Source organism: Myxococcus guangdongensis, assembly GCF_024198255.1.
Taxonomy (GTDB): domain Bacteria; phylum Myxococcota; class Myxococcia; order Myxococcales; family Myxococcaceae; genus Myxococcus; species Myxococcus guangdongensis.
In genome coordinates this window covers 180,474-200,859 of record NZ_JAJVKW010000017.1, presented here as the reverse complement: position 1 = coordinate 200,859, position 20,386 = coordinate 180,474, and the positions used below count along the sequence as shown (strand labels likewise).

Below are 20,386 nucleotides of genomic sequence, written 5' to 3'. Positions count from 1 at the left end.
CAGCTATGTGGGGTCCCGGGAGATACGGCAGCGCTCGCTCGGGACTCCTGGGACACCCGTGACGTCTTTGTCGGAGCTCTGCTCCTGGCTCTCCGTCCACCCCGAAGCCTTCGATGAAGGAGCGACCTACGTCGTCGACCTGCGCGGACGCCTGCGCCTGGCTCCGCGCCGCTCCGAACACGTCGCATGCGCGGATGGCGAGGAGGTGCTCGCGGCTGGAGAGATTCGTTTTCGGCTGAACGGAGGGCCGCCTGCTGTCGCCGAGGTCTCGAACCTGTCCACCGGTTACTGCCCGGATGTCACGTGCTGGGCCGCGGTGGCCCGGTCCCTGGCGCTCCTGGGGCTCCACTCGCCCTCGGGCTTCTCCGTGGCGATGGCCTTCCGGCGCTGCCTTGCGTGCGGTGAAGTCACCCTGGTGAAGGAGGGGTGGTTCGTCTGCGCCTTCTGCGACGCGGACCTGCCCTCCGACTGGAATGTGTCATCCGCCCGGGAGGTGGGCGTCGCCGAGGGGTGACGGCCTGGTCGTGCCTCAAACGGCCGGGGCCTGTGCGCTGCGTCAGCGGGGGGCGGGGTCGCGGGGACCTGGATGCCCCGGGGCGGGGTGCCGCGAAGTGGAGGTTGGCGCAACAACCGCGTAAACAGGGGCGTTACAGGGAGGGGTAGGTGCCGATGAAGACGTTCCTCGTGGTCAACCCGCGCAGCGCGAATGGTCAGACGGGAAAGCGCTGGGTGGAGATTGCCGCGCAGGTGGGAAGGGTGCTCGGCGACTTCGGGCATGGCTTCACCCAGGGCGGGATGGACGCCGCGCGCATCACCCGCGAGGCCCTCGACCAGGGCTACGAGTGCATCGTCGCCGTGGGCGGTGACGGCACGCTCAACGAAGTGACGAACGGCTTCTTCCGTGATGGCAAGGCCATCAACCCGAACGCCGCCCTCGGTCTCATCCCCCGTGGCACTGGCGGCGACTTCCGTCGCACCTTCGGCTGGGGCCTGGACCTCGAGTCCTCCCTGGAGCGCCTGCGCACCGACACCACGGAGCCGTTCGACGTGGGCCGGCTCGACTTCATCGACAACGACGGCAAGCCCGCGACGCGCTACTTCGCGAACATCGCCTCGTTCGGCGTCAGCGCGGTGGTGGCCCGCGAAGTGAACAGCGGCAGCAAGGCGCTCGGCGGCAACTTCAGCTTCGTCTGGGGCACGCTGAAGGGGCTGGTGAAGTACACCGAGCGCAAGGTGAAGGTGTCCACGGACGGCGGGCCCGCGGAGACGCTCGATGTCACCGCCGTGGCCGTGGCCAATGGCCGCTACTTCGGCAGCGGCATGTTCGTCGCGCCCGATGCCATCACCCACGATGGCGCCTTCGACATCACCATCTGGTCCGGCTACGGCCTGAGCGACTTCCTGCTCAAGTCGAAGGGCGTCTACAACGGCTCCCACGTCACCTGGAAGGGCACGCGTCGGCTGCGCTGCCAGTCGGTGCACGCCGAGCCCGTCGACGAGCAGGAGGTGTTCCTCGACGTCGATGGAGAGACGCCGGGCCGCCTGCCCGCGACGTTCACGCTCCTGCCCGCCGCCATCCGCATCAAGGTGTAGCCGGCGCCGTGGCGACGGTGGTGGCGCGGGCCTTGGGCGCGAACTTCTTCTGGTAGTATCGCTCCCACAGCTTGAGCCCGGTGACTCCCACCACCGTGGGCCCCAGGAACACCGCGAGCTGCATGCCGTCGATGCCCAGGTGACGGGCGTTGACCACGAGCACCGCCGTCAGCGTCGCGATGCCCGAGCCCACCATGGCGCCCATGTGTTGGAACCACCAGTGCATGCGCGTCTGGGGCGGGCGCAGCCAGTACCGCAGCGACGATGCCCCCAGGATGATTCCCACGAGCGAGAAGCCCCAGAGCAGCGGCATGCTCACCGCGAGCCCCCACGCCGCGGTGAACAGTCCGAGCCCGAGCGTCAGCGCCGACATCCCGAGGTCATAGGGATTGCGATTCGCTGTCGTCCTCGCGCGGGTGCGGAGCACGCGCACGCCCATGGACGCGGACGTGCCGCTCAGGACGCTGATGTAGATGAAGAACAGGGCCGCGGAGCGCACTTCTGGTCCCTGCAGGAACCGCCAGCCCGAGAGGAGGAAGCCCGTGATGGACACGACGGCCATCGCCGCCACGTAGACCCAGCCCACGCGTTTGTGGAGCGAGCCGCCCTTGCGAGCCACCAAGGGCAGCCACAGCGCGGCGAAGCCGATGACGCCGGCGGCGATGTGGAGCGTGCGAGCCAGGACATAGAAAGACATGCGGGCCTCCCGTGTGCTGCGAGACGAGGCCAAGGTACGGGAGCGCTCCGGGGCCCACATCTGCGGGAAGTCACACGGGCGCCCTGTGACTTCCGGCACATGTCCCCCCGGAAAGGGAGGCCCTATGCTGCCCCTCCATGGCTTCGAAGCACCACACGCGCAAGTCGGCATCGGTCCATCGGTTGTTGCTCGTGGCCGGGCTGCTCACGTGGGCCGTGGTCGGCTCCTCCTACTGCGAGGAGATTCTCCGGCGCCCCTCGGTGCTCGCCTCGCCGCGAGTGCTGACGTGGTTCCTCGGGTTCCTCGCGTTCGGCGTGGGGTACTGGCGAAGTGCTCGCTCTCGGGGGCAAGGCGGCCCGGTGCTGATGGCCGTGCAGACCGTGGCGGCGCTCGTCGTCATCGCCACGGGAGGTACGGGCGTGGAGGGCGCGTTGCTCGCCATCATCGCGGGACAGGCTCCCGAGATGATGTCCCAGCGGCGCGCGACGGTCTGGGTCCTCGTGCAGTCGGTGGCGATGCTGGGCGTCTTCCTCGTCATCTACCCGTTGGAGCGCGCGCTGCTCCAGACGCTCATCTTCGTCGGGTTCCAGGGATTCACGCTGGGCTCGGCTGTCGTCATGGTCCGCGAGGCGAAGGCCCGCGCCGAGCTGGCCCGGCTCAACGTGGAGCTCCAAGCCACGCAGGTGCTGCTCGCCGCGCGGGAGCGGGAAGGGGAACGACTGCGCATCGCGCGTGAGCTTCATGATTCTTTGGGGCATCACCTCACCGCGCTGTCGCTGAACCTGGAGGCCGCCGTGCACACGGTGAAGGACCCGGCCGCGGCCGAGCATCTGCGCCGTGCCCGAGAGGCCTCACGCACGTTGCTCTCGGAGGTGCGCCAGTCGGTGTCCGCGTTGAGGGAGTCGCCCGAGCCGTTGCTTGCAACGCTTCGAGAACTCGCGCGAAGCACTCCGGGGCTCACCGTGCATCTGGATGTGCCGGAGTCACTGGCGCTCGATTCACCGGAGGCGACGCACTCGCTCATCCGTTGTGTCCAGGAGGTCCTCACGAACACGCTGCGGCATGCTCGAGCGACGCAGCTCTGGGTGCGCATCGCGCCGGAAGCGGGCGGGGGTGTCCGCGTCACCACGCGGGATGACGGGCACGGCGCTCGTGCTCCAACGCCGGGCGCGGGGCTGACCGGGATGCGTGAGCGCTTCACCCGACTGGGAGGGCACGTGGAGTGGCGCGCAGAAGAGGGGCAGGGATGGGAGCTGAATGCCTGGCTGCCGGCGGTGCGCGGTGCGGAGCTCTCATGAGTCCCTTCCTCCCGAGTCGCGCGCATCCGATGAAGAGCCGTGACAGCGTCATGGGGAGGAAGAGCGAAGATGCAGCTGCAGCCTTGGTTGCCCGAGGCGCGCGGTGCGGAGCTGTCAGGAGTCCCGTCATCTTTCGGTGCGCGCATCCGAGCGGGAGTCGTGACTGCGTCGAGCGGAGGACGCGCGGATGATTCGTCTGGTCCTGGTGGATGACCATGCGCTGGTACGTCAGGGGCTGCGCAGCCTGCTGGAGCTCACGCCGGACCTCCGCGTCGTGGGCGAGGCGGTGGACGGCGAGGACGCGCTGGCCAAGGTCGCCGAGCTGAACCCGGACGTGGTGTTGATGGACGTGCGCATGCCGCGCATGACGGGACTCGAAGCCCTCAGGCGCCTGCGCCAGGAGCCGGTGAACCGCCGCGTGGTGCTGCTCACCACCTTCGATGAGGACGCCGCCATCGTCGAGGCACTGCGCGCGGGCGTGCAGGGCTTCCTCCTCAAGGACGTCTCGCTCGAGGAACTCGCGGACGCCATCCGCCGCGTCCACGCTGGTGAGACGCTGCTGCCTCCTGGCGTCGCGGAGCGCGTCGCGCGCGGACTCGTGGACCTGGGTCGGGACTTCCCCCACGCAGAGCTGCCCGAGGGACTCACTCGCCGCGAGGTCGAGGTGCTGCGCCTCATCGCCCGGGGACTGAGCAACCGCGAGATTGCCCAGGCGCTCGGAACGGCGGAGGGGACCGTCAAGAACCAGACCTCCAGCATCCTGTCGAAGCTGGGCGTGCGAGACAGGACGCGCGCGGTGCTCAGAGCCATGGAGCTCGGCTGCCTGTAGGACGGACATCCCCCTTGGGGAGTCCCCCTGTTCTGAGGCAACCTCCTGAATCCCGTGGAGTCCGGCGTTATGTGCGCTGGGCGTGCGGCCCGCCGTCACGGGTCCACGGGACGCAGGACGTAGGAGACGCCGATGGCCCCTCAGCGTGGACCTTCCCAGCTCGACCTCTTCACCGGCGCGCCCGCCGAGGCACCCTCGCGCGCGCGGAGTCGGAGCCAGCCGGTGGAGCCCGCGCCGGTGCAGGAGTCGCTCGCGTCCCTCGGCCAGCAGCTCCCCACCGGCGTCTTCCTGGGCACCTCGTCGTGGACCTTCCCCGGCTGGTCCGGCCTCGTCTACGACCATGAGGCCTCCGCGTCCCAGCTCGCGCGCGAAGGCCTGTCCGCGTACGCGCGCCACCCCGTACTGCGCACCGTGGGCATCGACCGGACCTTCTACGGGCCCATCTCCTCCGAGGCCTTCGCCGAGTACGCCGAGCAGGTGCCCGCCGACTTCCGCTTCCTCGTGAAGGCGCACGAGGTCTGCACCCTGGCCCGATTCCCCGTGCACGAGCGCTACGGCGCGCACCGCGGACAGCTCAACGAGCGCTTCCTCCACGCCGCCTACGCCGAGGAGCATGTGGTGCGTCCCTTCGTCGAGGGCCTGGGCGACAAGGGCGGCCCGCTCGTCTTCCAATTCCCACCCCAGGACCCACAGGGCCTCGGTGGCACCGCGCGCTTCGTGGAGCGACTCCACGCGTTCCTCTCCGCGCTCCCCAAGGGCCCGCTCTACGCGGTGGAGGTCCGCAACGAGGAGCTGATGACGGAGGGCTTCGCGCAGGCCCTGGCGGACGTGGGCGCCTGTCCCGTGCTCGCGGTCTGGGCCCACATGCCCTCCTTGGGCATCCAGGCCAGGCGCACCCGAGCGCTCGACGCCCGCGCGCTGGTGGTGCGGTGGATGCTGCCTCCGAACCTCGGCTACGAGGAGGCTCGCGCCCGCTACGCGCCCTTCAACCGGCTGGTGGATGAGGACGTCCCCACCCGCGACTTGCTCGCGCGCGCGTGTCTGGCGGCCCTGCGTCGCGAGCGTTCCGTCTTCGTCACCATCAACAACAAGGCCGAGGGAAGTGCGCCACTGTCCGCCATCAAACTGGCGGAACGTATCGTCACGGGGACGGCCAAGGAGGGGGACCAGCGAAGCGTCGCTTCATGAACGGGGCTTGCCACCGAGCACGCCTCTTGCTTACCTCATGGGGCATGAAGTCCGTCCTGCTCGCCGCACTGATGGTCCAGATGACGACAGCCGGTGGCGCTGGCGCGCGGGAGAAGCGCGCGGACGCACACCGCAGCGTGGCCGAGGACGAGGACGTTTCCAGACACCTCTCGGCCCTGAAGAACGAGCTGACCTCCGTATCCGAGCAGTTCAACGCCGCTCGCGAGAGGCGGCGGCTGGAAGCCCAGCAGAAGAAGCGCGAGTCAGGAGAGTGGACGAATGAGCCCGCGTCGCCTGCCCCCGCTGCCAGCAAACGAGCCCTCGCTCCCACCGGAGGGGCCGGAACCCCCGCCCCCTGATGACGAGGTCGTCGAGCTGCCCATCGACGGCACCCTCGACCTGCATTTCTTTCAGCCTCGCGAGGTGAAGCCCCTCGTCATCGAGTACCTCTGGGCCTGCCGCCAGAAGGGGCTGCTCGATGTGCGCATCATCCACGGCAAGGGCACCGGCGCGCTGCGTCGCACGGTGCACACCCTGCTACCGACGCTGGAGGAGGTGGAGTCGTTCCGCCCCGCCTCCGAGTTCGACGGGGGCTGGGGCGCGACGTGGGTGCGGCTCAAGCCGCCAGAGGCTCAGGACAGCCAGAAGTAGGCGGAGGCGATGAGCGCGCGCTTCTCCGCCACCTTCGCCTTCTGGGCGAGCTCGGCGAGCTGACGGTCCTTGGAGGCATAGCGCTTCTCCTCCTCGTTGCGCAGCGAGGACAGCTTGCGGCGGTACTCGCGCTCCATCCGATCCGAGTTCGCCCGGGCCTTGGCGCGCTCCGCGACGTCCTCCACCGTGGTGACCTGCTTGCGCGCGTCGATCCACTGCTGGCGCGCGGCCTCCACGCCTTCGCGGGACTCCATGAGGCAGTCCTCGACGTAGCGGTCCGCGCGCTCCTTGGCCTTGTCCAGCTCCAGCGCGTTGCGGCGCTCGGCGGCGCGGACGATCTCGTCCTTCGCGGCCACCAGCGCCTGCTCCTGCATCAGCTGCACGGACACGGGTGCGGGCTGGCGGCGCTTCTCGTCCTTGGCGGACAGCTTCACGAAGTGCGCGCCGTCCTGGAGGGGCAGGGCGCGGAAGTTGCCCTCGCGGTCCTTCACCAGCACCAGGTGGACCAGCTTCTCCTCGGGCTTGAGGCCCGTCGTCTCGAACTTGTACGCGAACCACCAGCCCTCGCTGCCAGCCAGCCGCGCCAGCCGCGACGGGAGCCCCGAGGCGTCGAGCTGCAGGTAGCTGACGGCGTCCTGCTTGCGCTCCTTGACGGCGTAGGCGGCCTTGGCGATCTCCAGCCGGCCCGAGGTGCGGCTGCCGAGCACGGAGCTGGTGAGCGCGCGCGCCTCCTGCTGCCGCTTCGCGAGGGCCTCCTTGGTCTGCTCGCCCTGGCCCCGCAGGCGGCGGCGGACGTCTCCGTCGAAGCGCTCCAGCACCACCGAGCGCATCTCCGTCATGCGCTTGCTGATGCGCGACTCCATCTCCGTGCGCAGCTTGTCGAAGGCGGCGTTGATGTCCTCCACCTTCCGGCAGCCCTGGTAGATGTCGAGGATGCGGCGCTCGAAGTCCACGCCGCTCTCCAGCGCGCCCAGGATTTCATCCGAGGCGCCGAAGACGCCGTCGAAGAGGTTCAGCTTCTTCTCCAACAGCTCGAACAGGCGCGCGTCCGCCGCGTTCATGCGGTTGAGGAAGTTGATGACCAGCACGTCCCGCTGCTGCCCGTACCGGTGGCAGCGGCCGATGCGCTGCTCCACCCGCTGCGGGTTCCAGGGCAGGTCGTAGTTCACCACCAGGTTGCAGAATTGGAGGTTGAGACCCTCCGCGCCGGCCTCGGTGCAGATGAGGATCTGCGACTTGTTGCGGAAGTCATCCACCAGCGCGCGCCGCTCTTCGGGCGTGCCGGCCATGTCCCCGGACAACAGCGAAATCTTGCCCCGGTAGCCGTTGTCCGACAGCAGATTGAAGAGGTACTGCTGCGTGCGCTTGGACTCGGTGAAGATGAGCGCCTTCTCCGGCCAGCTGTGCGCGCGCATCACCGCGAAGGTGCGATCCAGTCCCCGTTTGAGGGCCTCGCCCTTGGCGTTGACCTTGATGGAGTCCGCCAGGTCCGCGTACTGCCGCAGCTCCCAGACCTCCTGCTCCAGCACGCGGACGTTGGGCGCCTTGGCCGGATCATCCGACCACTCCTCGCCCTCCTCCACGAACTGCTTGGCCTCCTCCGGCTCGAACATCGCCAGGGCCTGCTGCCCCAGCTTCGCCGCGTGCAGGCGCTTCTCCAGGTTGTCCGACAGCCGCCGCAGCGTGGGCGCGATGGCGTACGTGGAGGACGCCAGGAGCTTGCGGTAGCACAGCGTCAGCAACGTCTTCTTGCCGGGTTCGATCGCCGCGGCCTCCGAGCGCTGCAGGTACTCGCTGACCTTCTCGTAGAGGTCGTGCTCCTCGGGCGAGGGCGTGAAGTCTTCCACGATGGAGCGGCGATTCGTGTAGCGGACGTACTCGCGCACCTGCCGGCGCAGCGTGCGCTGGACCACGGGGGCCAGCCGCTCCTTGAGCTCGCCCGCGGCGGCCTCGGACATGCCGCCGCCCTCGTCCACGCGGTAGCGGCTGCGGAAGGCGTGCTCGGGGCCGAGGATCTGCTCGTCCAGCAGCGACATCAGCCCGAACAGCTCCATCAGGTCGTTCTGGAGCGGGGTGGCGGTGAGCAGCAGCTTGGGCTTGCCCGCCAGGGACGCCTTGAGCGCCTGGCCCATCTTGTTGTTGGCGCGGTGGGCGTTGCGCAGGCGGTGGGCCTCGTCGATGACGATGAGGTCCCACTGGATTTCCGACGTCAGGTGCGCCTTGTTGGCCGCGAACGGGTGCGAGCAGATGACGGGGAAGGGCTGGTCGAAGCAGTTGCCGGTGGCCCGCACGGTGCGGCCGTCCACCAGCACACTGTCCAGGTCGAACTTCTCGCGCAGCTCGCTGTTCCACTGCGCGCGCAGCGTGGCCGGCGCGAGGATGAGGATGCGCGTCTTCCCCTCGGCCATCAGCTGGGCGATGACGAGCCCCGCCTCAATCGTCTTCCCCAGGCCCACTTCGTCGCCCAGCATGCAGCCGCCGCGCGACAGCGAGTCGAGCGCGAACATGGCGCCCTCGACCTGATGCGGGTTGAGGTCCACCTTCGCTTCGGACAACGCGCCCGCCAGGCGCTGCTGCGTGTCACCACTGCGCGCCAGCAGCTCCTCGGCCAGCAGACGCTCGTGGAAGTGGGTCAGCGACTGGACCGGCTCGGTGGTCCCCGCCCCGGCGGCGATGGCCGCCGCATCCGCCTCGACTTCCAACCTCAATCCCCTCGCGACCTCCGCCAAGACCGTCTCCATCCGTGCTGTTCCAGGGGGCCCGCCGACAGGGCGGGCGAGAGAGACGCGCCATTTTGTTGACGAAGGCCCTCATGTAAAGGGGGTCGTGTCCGAGGCCGAAAAATCGGCCTCCGCGCGATTGGCATGCTTCTTCGCGAGCGACGCGCGCGCGCACCGTATGTGCACGCCACACGAACTTTCCGCTGGACATATTCGCGAGGCCTACAACAGCCCGCGCGACTTGACGTCCAGGTACACGTTGAGCGCGGCGGCGCCGAAGCCCTGGGCTGGCGCGCGCACCACCAACGCCCCCGCGTCGCGCAGGGTGGTGGCGGTGCGGCGGAACTCGGATTCCAGCCGCGTGGCGGCCTGTCGCGCGTATGCGTCCTGGGCCTCGTCGGGCACGCGCGTGGCCGCGTCGCGCACGTCCTCGTCCAGCAGTGAGGCCACCACGGGCAGGTGCCGTGGACGCAAGGCGAGCGTGCGGGTGAGCAGGCCCGCGGAGGCGTCCGGGTCCACCAAATCCGTGAAGAGCACCACCAGCGTGCGGCGCGTCTGTCGGGCGAAGGCGAAGTCGTAGGCCCGGCCGTAGTCGCTCTCCTCGAGCGCGGCCTCGGCGCGGTAGAGCGACTCGGTGATGAGGCGCAGGTGCTCGTGGCCCTTGCGCGGGGGCAGGTACGTGAGCACGTCGCTGGCGAAGGACATCACGCCCACCACGTCCCCCGCGTCCAGGCCCACGCGCGCCAGCCGCAGCGCCGCGTCCACCGCGTGGTCCAGCTTGCGCCGGCCGCGAACCTTGCCGGCCATGTGTCGGCCGCAGTCGAGCAGCAGCAACATGGGCTGGTGACGCTCGGGTTGCCACGTGCGCACCAGGGTGTTGGCGTGCCGGGCGGAGGCCTTCCAGTCGATGTGCCGGTAGTCGTCGCCGGGGCGGTACTCGCGCAGCGACTCGAACTCGCGTCCCTCCGCGGCGCGGCGGCGCAGGGTGCGCTCGGAGGGGGCGTCCGAGGCGCGCGCCAGGCTCAGCGCCTCGCGTGAGAGCGCGGTGAGGTCCGGATAGATTTTCACCGCCTGCTCCGCGGGCACGCGGACCTGCCGCGCGCACAGGCCTAGCGGGCCGGGCAGCCGCACGTGCACATCACCGAAGCGCGCGTCTCCACGCGAGGGCGGGGTGACGAAGTACGTCATCCTCGGCACGGGCTCGCCGGGGGCGCCTCGGGGCGGCAGCACGACGGACTGGCGGTGGTCGTGGCTCGTGACGACGAGGGGCGGCTCATCGCGCACCTCCACGCGCAGGGGCGAGGTGCCCGTGTCGTGGCGCTCGAGGACCAGGTGCACGGGGTTGCGCGTGCCGGAGGAGAGGATGGGCTCCACGACGCGCGTGACGGTGACGTCGCCGTCGCGAGGCGCGCGCAGGAAGTCCACGATGCACAGCGCGAGCACCGCCACGTCGACGGCCAGCGCGAGCCAGCCGAACGTGGGGCTGGCCACCGAGAGGGCGGCGGGGACGAGCGCCACGGCGAGCAGCGCCACGGCGAGGCCCGTGGGGACCGGGCGGCCCAGGCTCACCGGGGGACCCGGACCCGCTCGAGTGTCTGCTTCAGCACGTCGTCGGAGGTGAGTCCCTCCACCTCGGCCTCGGCCTTGAGCAGCAGGCGGTGGTTGAGGACGCTGCCGGCCACGCCCTTGACGTCATCGGGGGTGACGAAGTCATTGCCCATCAGCGCCGCGCGGGCCTTGGACGCGGCGAGCAGCGCCTGCGCCGCGCGGGGGCTCGCGCCCAGGCGCACGCGGGGATTGGCGCGCGTGTCGCGCACCACGGCGACCACGTACTGGAGGATGGAGTCGTCGCAGGTGACGCGGGCCGCGCGGGCCTGCAGCTCCAGGAGGGTGGGCGCGTCCAGCACGCGCTCGACGGAGGGCACGCGTCCTTCACGCTGGTGGAAGGCGCGCAGCATGGTCGTCTCCGCGTCCGAGTCCGGGTAGCCCACGCGCACGCGCATGAGGAAGCGGTCCAGCTGTGCCTCGGGCAGGGGATAGGTGCCCTCGAGCTCCAGCGGGTTCTGCGTGGCGACGACGAAGAAGTGCGGCGGCAGCGGGTGGGTGACGCCGTCGATGGTGACCTGGCGCTCCTCCATGGCCTCCAGGAGCGCGGCCTGGGCCTTGGGCGGCGTGCGGTTGATTTCGTCCGCCACCAGCACCTCCGTGAAGATGGGGCCCTTCACCAGGCGGAAGGCGTTGTCCTGCGGCTGGAAGACGTTGGTGCCCAGGATGTCCGCGGGCATCAGGTCCGGGGTGAACTGGATGCGCGTGAAGAGCAGTCCCAGCGCGCCCGCCATGCTGCGCGCGGTGAGCGTCTTGGCCACGCCGGGCACACCCTCCAGCAGCACGTGGCCGCGCGCCAGGAAGGCCGTCACCAGGTCCGCGAGCACGCGGGGCTGACCGAAGACGGTGCCGGCGAGCGCGGCGGTGAGGCGGGACAGGGGCGTGGCGTCGGACATGGTGCGCGAGACGGTAGAACGGCCGCGCGCGGCACGGCACCACTTTCGTGGTGGGCGGGCCGCGCGGGCGGAAGGGGCGTCAGTCCTGGCGGCCCTTGAGGCCCAGGAACGCGCCGATGAGCGCGCCCACCGAGCCCAGGATGCCGATGAAGACGCCGAAGCTGGGGGACGAGTTCATCATCTCCGAGTTGCCCACCGGGCTGGGCACCAGCGCCGTGTCCGAGGACACCTTGATGAACACGATGCACCAGATGAGGCACAGGAACGTGGTCAAGAGCTGCGCCATCCACGGCACCACGGGGTTGAGCTTGGGGAAGGTGGCGCGCACTCGCACGCCGATGGCCCCCATCGTCAGCAGCGCGAGCAGGAAGGCGCCGAAGCCCAGGCTCATCAAGCCCAGCGCGTCACCGTCCGCCGCCGTCTCCTTCCACGGCACGAAGCACGACAGGACGACGAGCCCCGCGCTGTAGAAGGCAATCTTGTCGCCGGCGCTCATCGCGCCCAGCAGGTCCCTCGCGTCCTGGATGAGCTCGTCCGGGTCGGCGATGGCGCTGTTGTTCTCGTCGTCGTCGTCGCGCGCGGCGCCGCGGGCCCACGGGTCGGGCCCGGTGGCGGCGGGGGCCGGCGCGGGAGCGGGGGCCGGGGCACGACGCGGGGCCGTGCCGCCCGAGCGCGCGGGGGCGGGGCGGCTGGCTCGCTGCGAGGCGCTCCGGGCGATGTCGTCCACGCTGCGCACGTTGGTGTCGTCCCCACCGGCGGCGGCGGCGGGAGCGGGCCGGGCGCCGGACTTCGCGGGGCGGGGGCGCGCGGGGGCGGGCTTCCGCGCGGGAGGTGGACGGGGGGCTTCGCCGACGCCCGTGTCCTCATCGTTCTCCGCGGGGGGCTCGGCGGAGAGGAACGAGCCGTCGATGATGTAATCGCAGACGGGACAGATGGATGAGTTGGCGGCTACCTTCGAGCCGCAGCCAGGGCAGTTCAGGACCGGCGCTCCTGCTGAGAGATGCGAAGGCGCATCTTCCGGGGCCGGGGCGGACGTGTCAAACGGCACGCGGCCTAACCCCTGGATTTTCGCGGGGAATTGGCCTAGGCCCCAGCCCATGCGCCGCATGAGCCCCGTCCGACTTCCCCACGTCTGCCTGGCCCTCGTCGTCCTGCTCTCCGGTTGTCACCGCGGTGTCCGCGACTCTGATGAGGCGCCCCCGGACCCGGAGGTGATGGCGCGCATCCGGGATTGGGAGGACCGCCGCTCGCTCGGTGACGGGCAGCTCGCGGCGTTGGCCCACGATGCGCCGGACGCGCGAATCCGCGCGCGGGCCTATCGCGCGCTGGCGCGCATCCAGGACCTGGCCACGCTGGACGTGGTGGCGCGGGGGCTGAAGGATTCGGAGCCGCGCGTGCGCGGTGAGGCCGCCTTCGCGGTGGGCGAGCTGGCGTTGGCGTGGGAGGCGCCGACGGACGCCGAGCGCGCGCGCCTGGTGGCGCCGCTGCTCGCGGCCGAGGCGGTGGAGCAGGACGTGGACGCGCGCGACGCGCAGCTCGACTCCCTGGGCCGTGTGGGCACCCAGGACGCGCTGGCGCGGCTCGTCGAGCGCCTGCAGGGCAAGGAGGTCGCGACGGCGGGCAGGGCCGCGCTGGTGCTCGGCGTGGCGGCACGTCGGGGCGGCGCGGCGGTGGTGAAGGATGTCCCGCTCGCCCCCGCGCGGGCGTTGCTCGCGGCCGGGATGCCGGTGGAGGCGCGTTACGGCGCGGCCTATCTGCTCGCCACCGCGAAGCGCGCGGAGGAACTGCCGACGCTGCGCCGCTGCCTCGAGGACGAGGACGCGGACGTGCGCGGCCTGTGCGCGAAGGCCTTCGGCGACGTGGGGGGGCCGGAGGACGCGGTGGTGCTGGGGCGACTGCTGGATGACTCGGTGCCGCGCGTGGCGGCGGAGGCGACGCGCTCACTGGCGAAGCTCGCGGCCACGTGCGGCGGGCCCTGCCTGCCGCTGGACGTGCTGGAGGGACTGACGCCTCGGGCCAAGCGCGTGGCGCGAGGCATGGAGACGCCCGTGCCCACGAGCGCGACGCCTCGGGTGGAGACGCTGGCGCGCTCGGCGGATGGACACCCGTTGCTGGCGCTGGCGCAGCAGGGCCTGCCCGACTTCGGGGCGCCGGTGCTGGTGGCGCTGCGGCTCGCGCTGGCGGACGCGGAGCGGGGCGCGGCGTCGGACATCGCGCGCGCGGACCTGGGCTGGCTCGACTGTCGGCTGGCGGCGGCGTTGGACCGGCAGCGCGGCGTGGTGGCGGACGTGCGCACGTGCGGCTTCGACAAGGTGCCCGAGGACCGCCGGCTGGCCCTGGGCCTGCGCGAGGTGGCGCTCTCCTCGAAGAAGACGCCCGCGGACTTCGCGGTGGGTTACCTGCGCCACCCGGCCGCGCGCGTGCGGCTCACGGCGATGGAAGTCCTCGCCGAGCGTCCCGTGCCCCGGGCCGCGACGGCGGTGAGCGCGCTCCTCCAGGACGAGGACCTGGTGGTCGCCGGCGCCGCGGCCGCGACGCTGGGACTGCTCAAGCCCCCCGCGATGCCGCCGGAACTGGAGGCGCTGGCGGAGCGGGTGCCTTCACAGCCGGACCTCGCGGACCCGGTGGCCGGCGCGCTCGTGGCCCTGCAGGGGCCGGCCGCCGAACCCCGGTTCCGACAGTGGCTGTCGCTCCCTCACGCCAACGTGCGCCGCGTGGCCGCCGAGTCGCTGACGAAGCTCACCGGCCAGCCCGTGCGCTCCGAGCGCGTGGAGCTCCCCGCCTACGCCTTCCGCCCGGAGCCCGCGCCCAAGGGAGCGGGGCTGGTGCTGCGCACGGACAAGGGCGACATCACGGTGCGGCTCGACGCGGACGAGGCACCCCTCACGGCGGGCAACCTGTACGCGCTCGCGCGCAAGGGCTACTTCAACGGCGTCACCTTCCACCGCGTGGTGCCGGACTTCGTCGCGCAGGGCGGAGACCCGCGCGGGGACGGGGAGGGCGGGCCAGGGCACTCCATCCGCTGCGAGATGACCCGCCGGCCGTACACGCGCGGCACGCTGGGCATGGCCCTGTCCGGCAAGGACACGGGCGGCAGCCAGTTCTTCTTCACGCACGCGCCCCAGCCGCACCTGGACGGCCGCTACACGGCCTTCGGCGAGGTGGCCTCGGGGCTGGACGTGGTGGACGCGCTGCTCGAGGGCGACGTCATCCGCGAGGTCAGCCCGGTGACGCTGTCGCCCTGACGGCGGTGGTTCAGGCGCCGCTCGCGCGGGCGAGCGGTGCGGGGACACCCAGCGGGTGGCTGCGCCAGCGCAGGTTCTCCTCCTCCTCGAGCTGCTCCACCTGGTGGCGGATGCGCTGCCACTCCGTCTCGGGGATGCGCAGGAACGCATCCGCCAGGTTCGGGTCGAACTGGGTGCCCGAGCACCGGCGAATCTCGTCCCGCGCCACGCTCATGGGCCGCCCCTTGCGGTAGGGCCGGTCCGAGGTGATGGCGTCCACCGTGTCAGCGAGGCAGAAGATGCGCGCGCCGATGCTGATCTCCTCGCGGGACAGCCCCTGGGGATAGCCCTTGCCGTCCCAGCGCTCCTGGTGCTGCAGGACGATGAGCGCCGCCTCGTGCAGGTAGGGCATCTTCGCCATCATCCGGTAGCCGAACTCCGGGTGCTTGCGCATCTCCACCCATTCGTCCGGCGTCAGCGGCCCGGGCTTGAGCAGGATGGAGTCGCGCACGCCAATCTTGCCGATGTCGTGCAGGAGCGCTCCCTGCTCCACCACGTCCAGCGCGGCGCCCACCAGGCCCACCTCCTCCGCCAGCCGCCGCGAGTACAGCGCCACCCGACGCGAGTGCCACTGCGTCTCCGTGTCGCGGTAGTCCAGCGCGCTGATGAGCCCATCGAGCAGCCCCGTGGTGCGCTCCACCACCCGACGCTCCAGGTCCTGGTTGATGGCCACCAGCTCCGCGTTCTTCTCCGCCACCTCGCGCGTCAGCCGCTCGTTGGCCTCCACCAGCCGGTAGTGCTCCACGGCCTGCCGCACGCTGCTCGTCAGCTCGCTGAGCGACCACGGCTTGCCGAGCAGCCGGAACACCTCGCCGCGGTTGACCGCCTCGGAGGCGATTCGGAAGTCCGCCGCCGCCGTGAGCATCAGCCGCACCGCCTTGGGGTTCTTCTCCCTCAGCGCGCCCAACAGCTCGATGCCGTTGAGGTACGGCATCATGAAGTCCGTCAGCACCACGCAGAAGCCCACCTCGCGGGCGGCGAGCGCGGGGTCACTGTGCGTGACGACGTCATAGCCTTCCGTCTGGAGGATCCGGGAGAGCGCGGCGAGGATGAGCACGTCGTCATCCACCACGAGGATGCGGTCCATGTTGGAGGGTCTCCGGGGGATTTTGGGCCTGTCTTTCTTTATACAGCCTTGTCGCGCACCCAAACAGGGCCCCCCCGACGGTTTTGCGCGCGCAAGCCCCGGAAATCCTTGAAGGTTCTCGCATTGCGCAAGATGCGCGGAACCAAGTGATGCTTGCCTGCCCGCCAAGGTGTGATTTATGGTGCGCGGCAAGGCTGCGTTTCAACGCTAACCCCTTGGAATCCTGGAGCAATCTCCGATGGCTAGAGCCCCAGCAGGGCCGGTGCCGGTGGTCGTGATGGGGCTGGGATTCATCGGGCAGGAGATTGCCAAGGCATCCCTGTCCAGCCCGGAAGTGGAATTGATTGGGGCCGTGGATACCCATCCCTCCCTGGTCGGTCGCCCCTTGGGTGACGTGCTGGGAGGTCCGGCGCCGCGCGTGAAGGTGGTGGACTCGCTGGAGAAGGCGGTGGGCCGGCGCAAGGGCGTGGTGCTGCTGCACGCCACGGGCTCACGGCTGCCGCAGGTGATGGAGCAGCTGCTCGCGGCCATCAAGCTGGGCCTGCCCGTGGTCAGCACGTGCGAGGAGCTGGCCTTCCCCTATCTCAACTACCCGGAGCTGGCGGACAAGCTGGACGAGGCCGCGCAGCGCGCCGAGGTGGCGGTGCTGGGCGCGGGCGTCAACCCGGGCTTCATCATGGACCGGCTGGTGGCCACGGCCGGGCAGGTGTGTGGGCCCGTGCGGCGCGCCACCGTCACCCGGGTGGTGGACGCGCGCACCCGCCGTGAAGCGCTGCAGCGCAAGGTGGGCGCGGGGTTGAGCGAGGAGGAGTTCTTCGAGTTGGTGGATGGTGAGCAACTCGGCCACGTGGGGCTGGTGGAGTCGGCGGCACTCGCGGCATTGGGGCTGGGGTTGGATTGTGATGACTACGAGGAAGAGGTAGCCCCCGTCTTCGCCGAGGAGGACATCTCGGGCGGAGCGTTCGCGGTGAAGAAGGGACGGGTGGCGGGCATGTTCCAGTCGGTGGTGGGTTTGGAGGACGGGCAGGAGCGGGTGCGGCTGGAGCTGACCATCGCCGTGGGGGCAGAGGACCCGAAGGACCGCATCGAAATCGATGCGGACCCTCGATTGGTGCTGGAAATCCCGGGGGGAGTGGCGGGCGACCGGGCCACCGCGAACGCGCTGGTGAATGCCGCGCCACGCTTGACGGCCGCCGAAGCTGGGCTCCTCACGGTGCTCGAGCTTCCGGCCGGACGCTAGTCAGGAGAGGGATAATGCTGGACAAGAATGCGATCGGCCGTGCCTCGCCGCCGACGCTGAACGAAGTGGAGAAGGGGGCCATCCGCCGCTTCGCGGAGGCCATCGGCGACTACAACCCCATCTACTACGACGAGGAGTACTCTCGGGCCTCCGGTTACCCCACCATCATCGCGCCGCCCACCTTCCCCGCGTCCTTCCATTCGGCCGCGGACCTGAGGGAGCTGCTCGGGGTGGGCATCAAGAGCCTGCTCCACGCGGAGCAGGGCTTCGAGTACGAGCGCCCCATCTTCGCCGGAGACCGCATCTACGTCTCCACGCGCGTGGCGGACGTCTCCGAGCGTCAGGGCCCGTCGGGGAAGATGGACATCGCGGTCATCGAGGACGAAGGCCGCGACGAGGAAGGCAACCTGGTGTTCCGAGCCCGCCGGACGCTCGTGGTCCGCGCCACCAAGGAGACCCCGTGATGCCCGCGCGCAAGCTCTACTTCGAGTCCATCCGCGTCGGGGACGAGCTGCCGGCCCTGGCCAAGGCCCCCGTCGACCGCGTCCAGCTGTCCCGGTACGCGGGCGCCTCGGGGGACTACAACCCGGTCCACGTCGATGAGATCTACGCCAAGAGCGTGGGCATGCCGAGCGTCTACGCCCCCGGCATGCTCGTCATGGGCATGCTCGGCCAGCTCATCAGCGACTGGGCCCGCGGCGGCCAGATGCGCCGCTACAACGTGCGCTTCAACAAGATGGTCTGGCCGGGCGACACCGTCGTCTGCAAGGGCCGGGTGAGCAACCGCCACGGCACCGGCGGCCGCTACTACGTCGAAATCGACCTGTGGGCGGAGAACCAGCGCGGTGAGCTGGTGATGAAGGGCGGCGCGCACATCCAGCTCTTCTATTCGCTCGAGGACGAGAACCGTCAGCGCTCGGGTCAGAGCCCCATCGTCATCGAGGTGCCCCGCGAGAGCCTCGCGGCCCCCGTGCCCACCCCCAGCAGCGCCGGCGGGGTGAGCGAGGCGTCGGTCGCCTCCGAGGACGAGGAGGATGACGACGAGGACTCGGACGAGCGTCCGGCCGGTGCCTCCTCCAAGAAGACGGCCCCCCGGGAGAAGCCCGCCGCCAAGACGGCGACACTCCCCTCGGCCAAGAAGGTCAAGAAGTAGCGCTTTGCAGACCTGCGGTGAGGGGCAGACGGGTTGCCCCTCAACGCAGGGTGTCATTCAGGGTTGACTCAAAAATCAGTCGCCGCCACACTTCCTGTGTCTCAATTTCGCGCCGCTGACCCGAGGCCCTCCCTGGAGGGTGGGCAGCGAGCCGTCACGCAGGAGTGGCCATGTCCGCCGGCATCAACACCTACAAGACCGACCTCCGAGAGATCTTCTTCACGTTGTTCGAGCAGTTCGGCTTCGGCCAGGTGGCTGGTCAGGCGCCGTACGACGCCTGGGGCCCGGACGAGGCCAAGGCGGTGCTGACGGAGACGTACCGCTTCGCGCGCGAGGTGCTCGGGCCCCTCAACTCGGTGGGTGATCGCGAGGGCTGTCGGGTGGAGAACGGCTCGGTCTTCACGCCCACGGGCTTCAAGGACGCGTGGAAGAAACTCTACGAGCAGGGCTTCAAGACGGTGGCGGTCAGCCCCGAGCACGGCGGCCAGGGCGCGCCGATGATGCTGCAGGTGACGGTGGAGGAGCTGCTATCGGGCGCCAACACGGCCTTCAACATGTACCCGGGTCTGTCCTTCGGCGCGGCCGAGGTCATCGCGGAGTGCGGCACGAAGGAGCAGCAGCACCTGTTCGTGGAGCGCATGCTCAACGGCACGTGGGGCGGCACCATGTGCCTGACCGAGCCGCACGCCGGCTCCGACGTGGGCGCGGCCAAGTCCACCGCGCGCCGCAACGGTGACGGGACGTACAACATCAAGGGGACGAAGATCTTCATCTCCGGCGGCGACCACGACATGGCGGAGAACGTCATCCACCTGGTCCTCGCGCGCATCGACGGCGCGGCGCCCGGCACCAAGGGCCTGTCGCTGTTCATCGTCCCCAAGCTGCGCATCGGCAAGGACGGCAGCTCCGGCGCGTCCAACGACGTGTCGGTGGGCTCCATCGAGCACAAGATGGGCATCAACGGCTCGGCCACCTGTGTGCTGAACTTCGGTGAGAGCGACGGCTGTCTGGGCGAGCTCGTCGGCACCGTCGAGCACGTCGGCATGAGCCAGATGTTCAAGATGATGAACGGCGCGCGCATCGCCGTGGGCATCCAAGGCGTCGCGCTGGCGAGCGCCGCCTACTACAACGCGGTGGACTACGCGAAGGACCGCAAGCAGGGCTCCCACTTCACCAAGTGGAAGGACCCCACCGCGGCGCGCGCGGCCATCATCGAGCACCCGGACGTCCGCCGCATGCTGCTGGACATCAAGTCCCACGTGGAGGGCATCCGCGCGCTGGTCATCAAGCTGGCGCACCACCTGGACAAGGCGCGGCAGCTGGCGGGCAAGGACGACGAGGCGGCCACCTACCACAAGGGCCAGGTGGAGCTGCTCACCCCGCTGGTGAAGTCCTACGGCTCCGACCAGTCCTACCGCCTGTGCTCGCAGGCCATCCAGGTGTACGGCGGCGCCGGCTACATCCAGGACTACCCGGTGGAGCAGTACACGCGTGACTCGAAGATCTTCTCCATCTACGAGGGCACCAACCACATCCAGGCCATGGACCTGGTGGGCCGCAAGCTGGGTCAGGCCGGCGGCGCGCACTTCCAGCAGTTCATGGGCGACGTGGGCGCCTTCGTCGAGGCCAACCGCGAGCACGCCGTGTACGGCGAGGCCGTGAAGATCCTCGCGAGCGCCCAGGAGGCGCTGATGTCCAGCGCGATGACGGTGTTCGGCTGGTCGCAGGACGGCGGCAAGTTCCCGCTGATTCCCCTGTCCGCCAACCGCTTCCTCAACATGATGTCCGAGGTCGCCGTGGGCTGGCTGCTGCTGGACGCGGCGCTCATCGCGGAGAAGGCCAAGGCGGAGCTGTCCGCGGACCACCCGGACCGCGCCTTCTACGACGGCAAGAAGTACAGCGCGCTGTTCTACGCGCGCAACGTGCTGCCCAACGTCGAGCAGGCCGCGCGCCTCATCGCCCTCGAGGACACGTCCCCGATGGAGATCACCGACGCGGCCTTCGCGTCCGTCTGAGCGGCAGGCTCGCTCCTGAAGTCGAGGCGCCCCAGGTGAATGGGGCGCCCACCTGAAACACTCGAGGCCACCCTGGGGAGCCCAAGCTTCCCGAGGTGGCCTCGATGATTTTCAGCGGTGTGCCGTGGAA

General features: G+C 70.2%; 17 protein-coding genes. 11 read left to right on the top strand and 6 right to left on the bottom strand.

The features are described from left to right. Positions 1 to 58 precede the first annotated feature (58 nt). A complete protein-coding gene (locus tag LXT21_RS38135) occupies positions 59 to 514 on the top strand; it encodes a hypothetical protein (RefSeq protein WP_254043151.1) in 456 nt (151 codons plus the stop codon). A 155-nt stretch (positions 515 to 669) separates the two neighbouring features. After that, a complete protein-coding gene (locus LXT21_RS38130; protein WP_254043150.1) occupies positions 670 to 1,593 on the top strand; it encodes a diacylglycerol/lipid kinase family protein in 924 nt (307 codons plus the stop codon). Here LXT21_RS38130 and LXT21_RS38125 read toward each other — a convergent pair. Next, positions 1,583 to 2,290 carry a DUF2306 domain-containing protein gene (locus tag LXT21_RS38125; protein ID WP_254043149.1) on the bottom strand — a complete coding sequence of 236 codons (708 nt, stop codon included), beginning with the start codon at positions 2,288 to 2,290 and terminating at the stop codon, positions 1,583 to 1,585. The two genes, LXT21_RS38130 and LXT21_RS38125, sit on opposite strands and share 11 nt — an antisense overlap. 137 nt (positions 2,291 to 2,427) lie before the next feature. Here LXT21_RS38125 and LXT21_RS38120 point away from each other — a divergent pair, with 137 nt between their 5' ends. The 4 genes from LXT21_RS38120 to LXT21_RS38105 all read left to right on the top strand — a co-directional run bounded on the left by LXT21_RS38120 (position 2,428) and on the right by LXT21_RS38105 (position 6,256). Further along, positions 2,428 to 3,588, top strand: coding sequence for a sensor histidine kinase (locus LXT21_RS38120; protein ID WP_254043148.1), 1,161 nt, complete (start codon positions 2,428 to 2,430; stop codon positions 3,586 to 3,588). Between the two features lie 187 nt (positions 3,589 to 3,775). Further along, the gene (locus LXT21_RS38115; RefSeq protein WP_254043147.1) at positions 3,776 to 4,417 is read left to right on the top strand and encodes a response regulator; all 642 of its coding nucleotides are present in this window, start codon (positions 3,776 to 3,778) and stop codon (positions 4,415 to 4,417) included. Between the two features lie 132 nt (positions 4,418 to 4,549). Further along, on the top strand, positions 4,550 to 5,605 hold the full coding sequence (locus tag LXT21_RS38110; RefSeq protein WP_254043146.1) for a DUF72 domain-containing protein: 1,056 nt from the start codon (positions 4,550 to 4,552) through the stop codon (positions 5,603 to 5,605). 279 nt (positions 5,606 to 5,884) lie between these two features. Continuing rightward, a complete protein-coding gene (locus LXT21_RS38105) occupies positions 5,885 to 6,256 on the top strand; it encodes a Smr/MutS family protein (RefSeq protein WP_254043145.1) in 372 nt (123 codons plus the stop codon). On the opposite strand, the gene LXT21_RS38100 is transcribed toward LXT21_RS38105, so the two are convergent. From LXT21_RS38100 to LXT21_RS38085, 4 genes are all read right to left on the bottom strand, one after another. Next, positions 6,238 to 8,997, bottom strand: a complete 2,760-nt coding sequence (locus LXT21_RS38100; RefSeq protein ID WP_254043144.1) for an SNF2-related protein — start codon at positions 8,995 to 8,997, stop codon at positions 6,238 to 6,240. The two genes, LXT21_RS38105 and LXT21_RS38100, sit on opposite strands and share 19 nt — an antisense overlap. A 201-nt stretch (positions 8,998 to 9,198) precedes the next feature. Continuing rightward, positions 9,199 to 10,545 carry a DUF58 domain-containing protein gene (locus LXT21_RS38095; protein WP_254043143.1) on the bottom strand — a complete coding sequence of 449 codons (1,347 nt, stop codon included), beginning with the start codon at positions 10,543 to 10,545 and terminating at the stop codon, positions 9,199 to 9,201. Continuing rightward, positions 10,542 to 11,477, bottom strand: coding sequence for an AAA family ATPase (locus LXT21_RS38090; protein WP_254043142.1), 936 nt, complete (start codon positions 11,475 to 11,477; stop codon positions 10,542 to 10,544). Before LXT21_RS38090 ends, LXT21_RS38095 begins: the two co-directional genes overlap by 4 nt. Before the next feature lie 79 nt (positions 11,478 to 11,556). Then, positions 11,557 to 12,525 carry a zinc ribbon domain-containing protein gene (locus LXT21_RS38085; protein ID WP_254043141.1) on the bottom strand — a complete coding sequence of 323 codons (969 nt, stop codon included), beginning with the start codon at positions 12,523 to 12,525 and terminating at the stop codon, positions 11,557 to 11,559. Positions 12,526 to 12,574: 49 nt separating this feature from the next. Between LXT21_RS38085 and LXT21_RS38080 the strand changes: the two genes are divergently transcribed. Next, positions 12,575 to 14,722: a peptidylprolyl isomerase gene (locus LXT21_RS38080; protein WP_254043140.1), complete on the top strand. Its 2,148-nt coding sequence runs from the start codon at positions 12,575 to 12,577 to the stop codon at positions 14,720 to 14,722. Positions 14,723 to 14,732: 10 nt separating this feature from the next. Here the strand turns inward: LXT21_RS38080 and LXT21_RS38075 are convergent, their stop codons facing one another. After that, entirely contained in the window at positions 14,733 to 15,848 is a 1,116-nt protein-coding gene (locus LXT21_RS38075) for an HD domain-containing phosphohydrolase (protein ID WP_254043139.1), read from the bottom strand. Between the two features lie 238 nt (positions 15,849 to 16,086). On the opposite strand from LXT21_RS38075, the gene LXT21_RS38070 reads away from it, so the two are divergent. From LXT21_RS38070 to LXT21_RS38055, 4 genes are all read left to right on the top strand, one after another. Continuing rightward, positions 16,087 to 17,088 carry an NAD(P)H-dependent amine dehydrogenase family protein gene (locus LXT21_RS38070; protein WP_254043138.1) on the top strand — a complete coding sequence of 334 codons (1,002 nt, stop codon included), beginning with the start codon at positions 16,087 to 16,089 and terminating at the stop codon, positions 17,086 to 17,088. Between the two features lie 14 nt (positions 17,089 to 17,102). After that, a complete protein-coding gene (locus LXT21_RS38065) occupies positions 17,103 to 17,552 on the top strand; it encodes a MaoC family dehydratase N-terminal domain-containing protein (protein ID WP_046714763.1) in 450 nt (149 codons plus the stop codon). Then, the gene (locus LXT21_RS38060) at positions 17,552 to 18,241 is read left to right on the top strand and encodes a MaoC family dehydratase (protein ID WP_254043137.1); all 690 of its coding nucleotides are present in this window, start codon (positions 17,552 to 17,554) and stop codon (positions 18,239 to 18,241) included. Before LXT21_RS38065 ends, LXT21_RS38060 begins: the two co-directional genes overlap by 1 nt. A gap of 170 nt (positions 18,242 to 18,411) precedes the next feature. Further along, positions 18,412 to 20,256, top strand: coding sequence for an acyl-CoA dehydrogenase (locus LXT21_RS38055; RefSeq protein ID WP_254043136.1), 1,845 nt, complete (start codon positions 18,412 to 18,414; stop codon positions 20,254 to 20,256). Positions 20,257 to 20,386 lie beyond the last annotated feature (130 nt).

Bases quoted from the DNA above. Each gene is read 5' to 3' on its own strand.
- LXT21_RS38065 (WP_046714763.1), top strand. From the start codon at position 17,103: ATGCTGGACAAGAATGCGATCGGCCGTGCCTCGCCGCCGACGCTGAAC.
- LXT21_RS38115 (WP_254043147.1), top strand. From the start codon at position 3,776: ATGATTCGTCTGGTCCTGGTGGATGACCATGCGCTGGTACGTCAGGGG.
- LXT21_RS38105 (WP_254043145.1), top strand. From the start codon at position 5,885: ATGAGCCCGCGTCGCCTGCCCCCGCTGCCAGCAAACGAGCCCTCGCTC.
- LXT21_RS38070 (WP_254043138.1), top strand. From the start codon at position 16,087: ATGGCTAGAGCCCCAGCAGGGCCGGTGCCGGTGGTCGTGATGGGGCTG.
- LXT21_RS38080 (WP_254043140.1), top strand. From the start codon at position 12,575: ATGCGCCGCATGAGCCCCGTCCGACTTCCCCACGTCTGCCTGGCCCTC.
- LXT21_RS38125 (WP_254043149.1), bottom strand. From the start codon at position 2,290: ATGTCTTTCTATGTCCTGGCTCGCACGCTCCACATCGCCGCCGGCGTC.
- LXT21_RS38100 (WP_254043144.1), bottom strand. From the start codon at position 8,997: ATGGAGACGGTCTTGGCGGAGGTCGCGAGGGGATTGAGGTTGGAAGTC.
- LXT21_RS38130 (WP_254043150.1), top strand. From the start codon at position 670: ATGAAGACGTTCCTCGTGGTCAACCCGCGCAGCGCGAATGGTCAGACG.
- LXT21_RS38090 (WP_254043142.1), bottom strand. From the start codon at position 11,477: ATGTCCGACGCCACGCCCCTGTCCCGCCTCACCGCCGCGCTCGCCGGC.
- LXT21_RS38055 (WP_254043136.1), top strand. From the start codon at position 18,412: ATGTCCGCCGGCATCAACACCTACAAGACCGACCTCCGAGAGATCTTC.
- LXT21_RS38120 (WP_254043148.1), top strand. From the start codon at position 2,428: ATGGCTTCGAAGCACCACACGCGCAAGTCGGCATCGGTCCATCGGTTG.
- LXT21_RS38075 (WP_254043139.1), bottom strand. From the start codon at position 15,848: ATGGACCGCATCCTCGTGGTGGATGACGACGTGCTCATCCTCGCCGCG.
- LXT21_RS38110 (WP_254043146.1), top strand. From the start codon at position 4,550: ATGGCCCCTCAGCGTGGACCTTCCCAGCTCGACCTCTTCACCGGCGCG.
- LXT21_RS38060 (WP_254043137.1), top strand. From the start codon at position 17,552: ATGCCCGCGCGCAAGCTCTACTTCGAGTCCATCCGCGTCGGGGACGAG.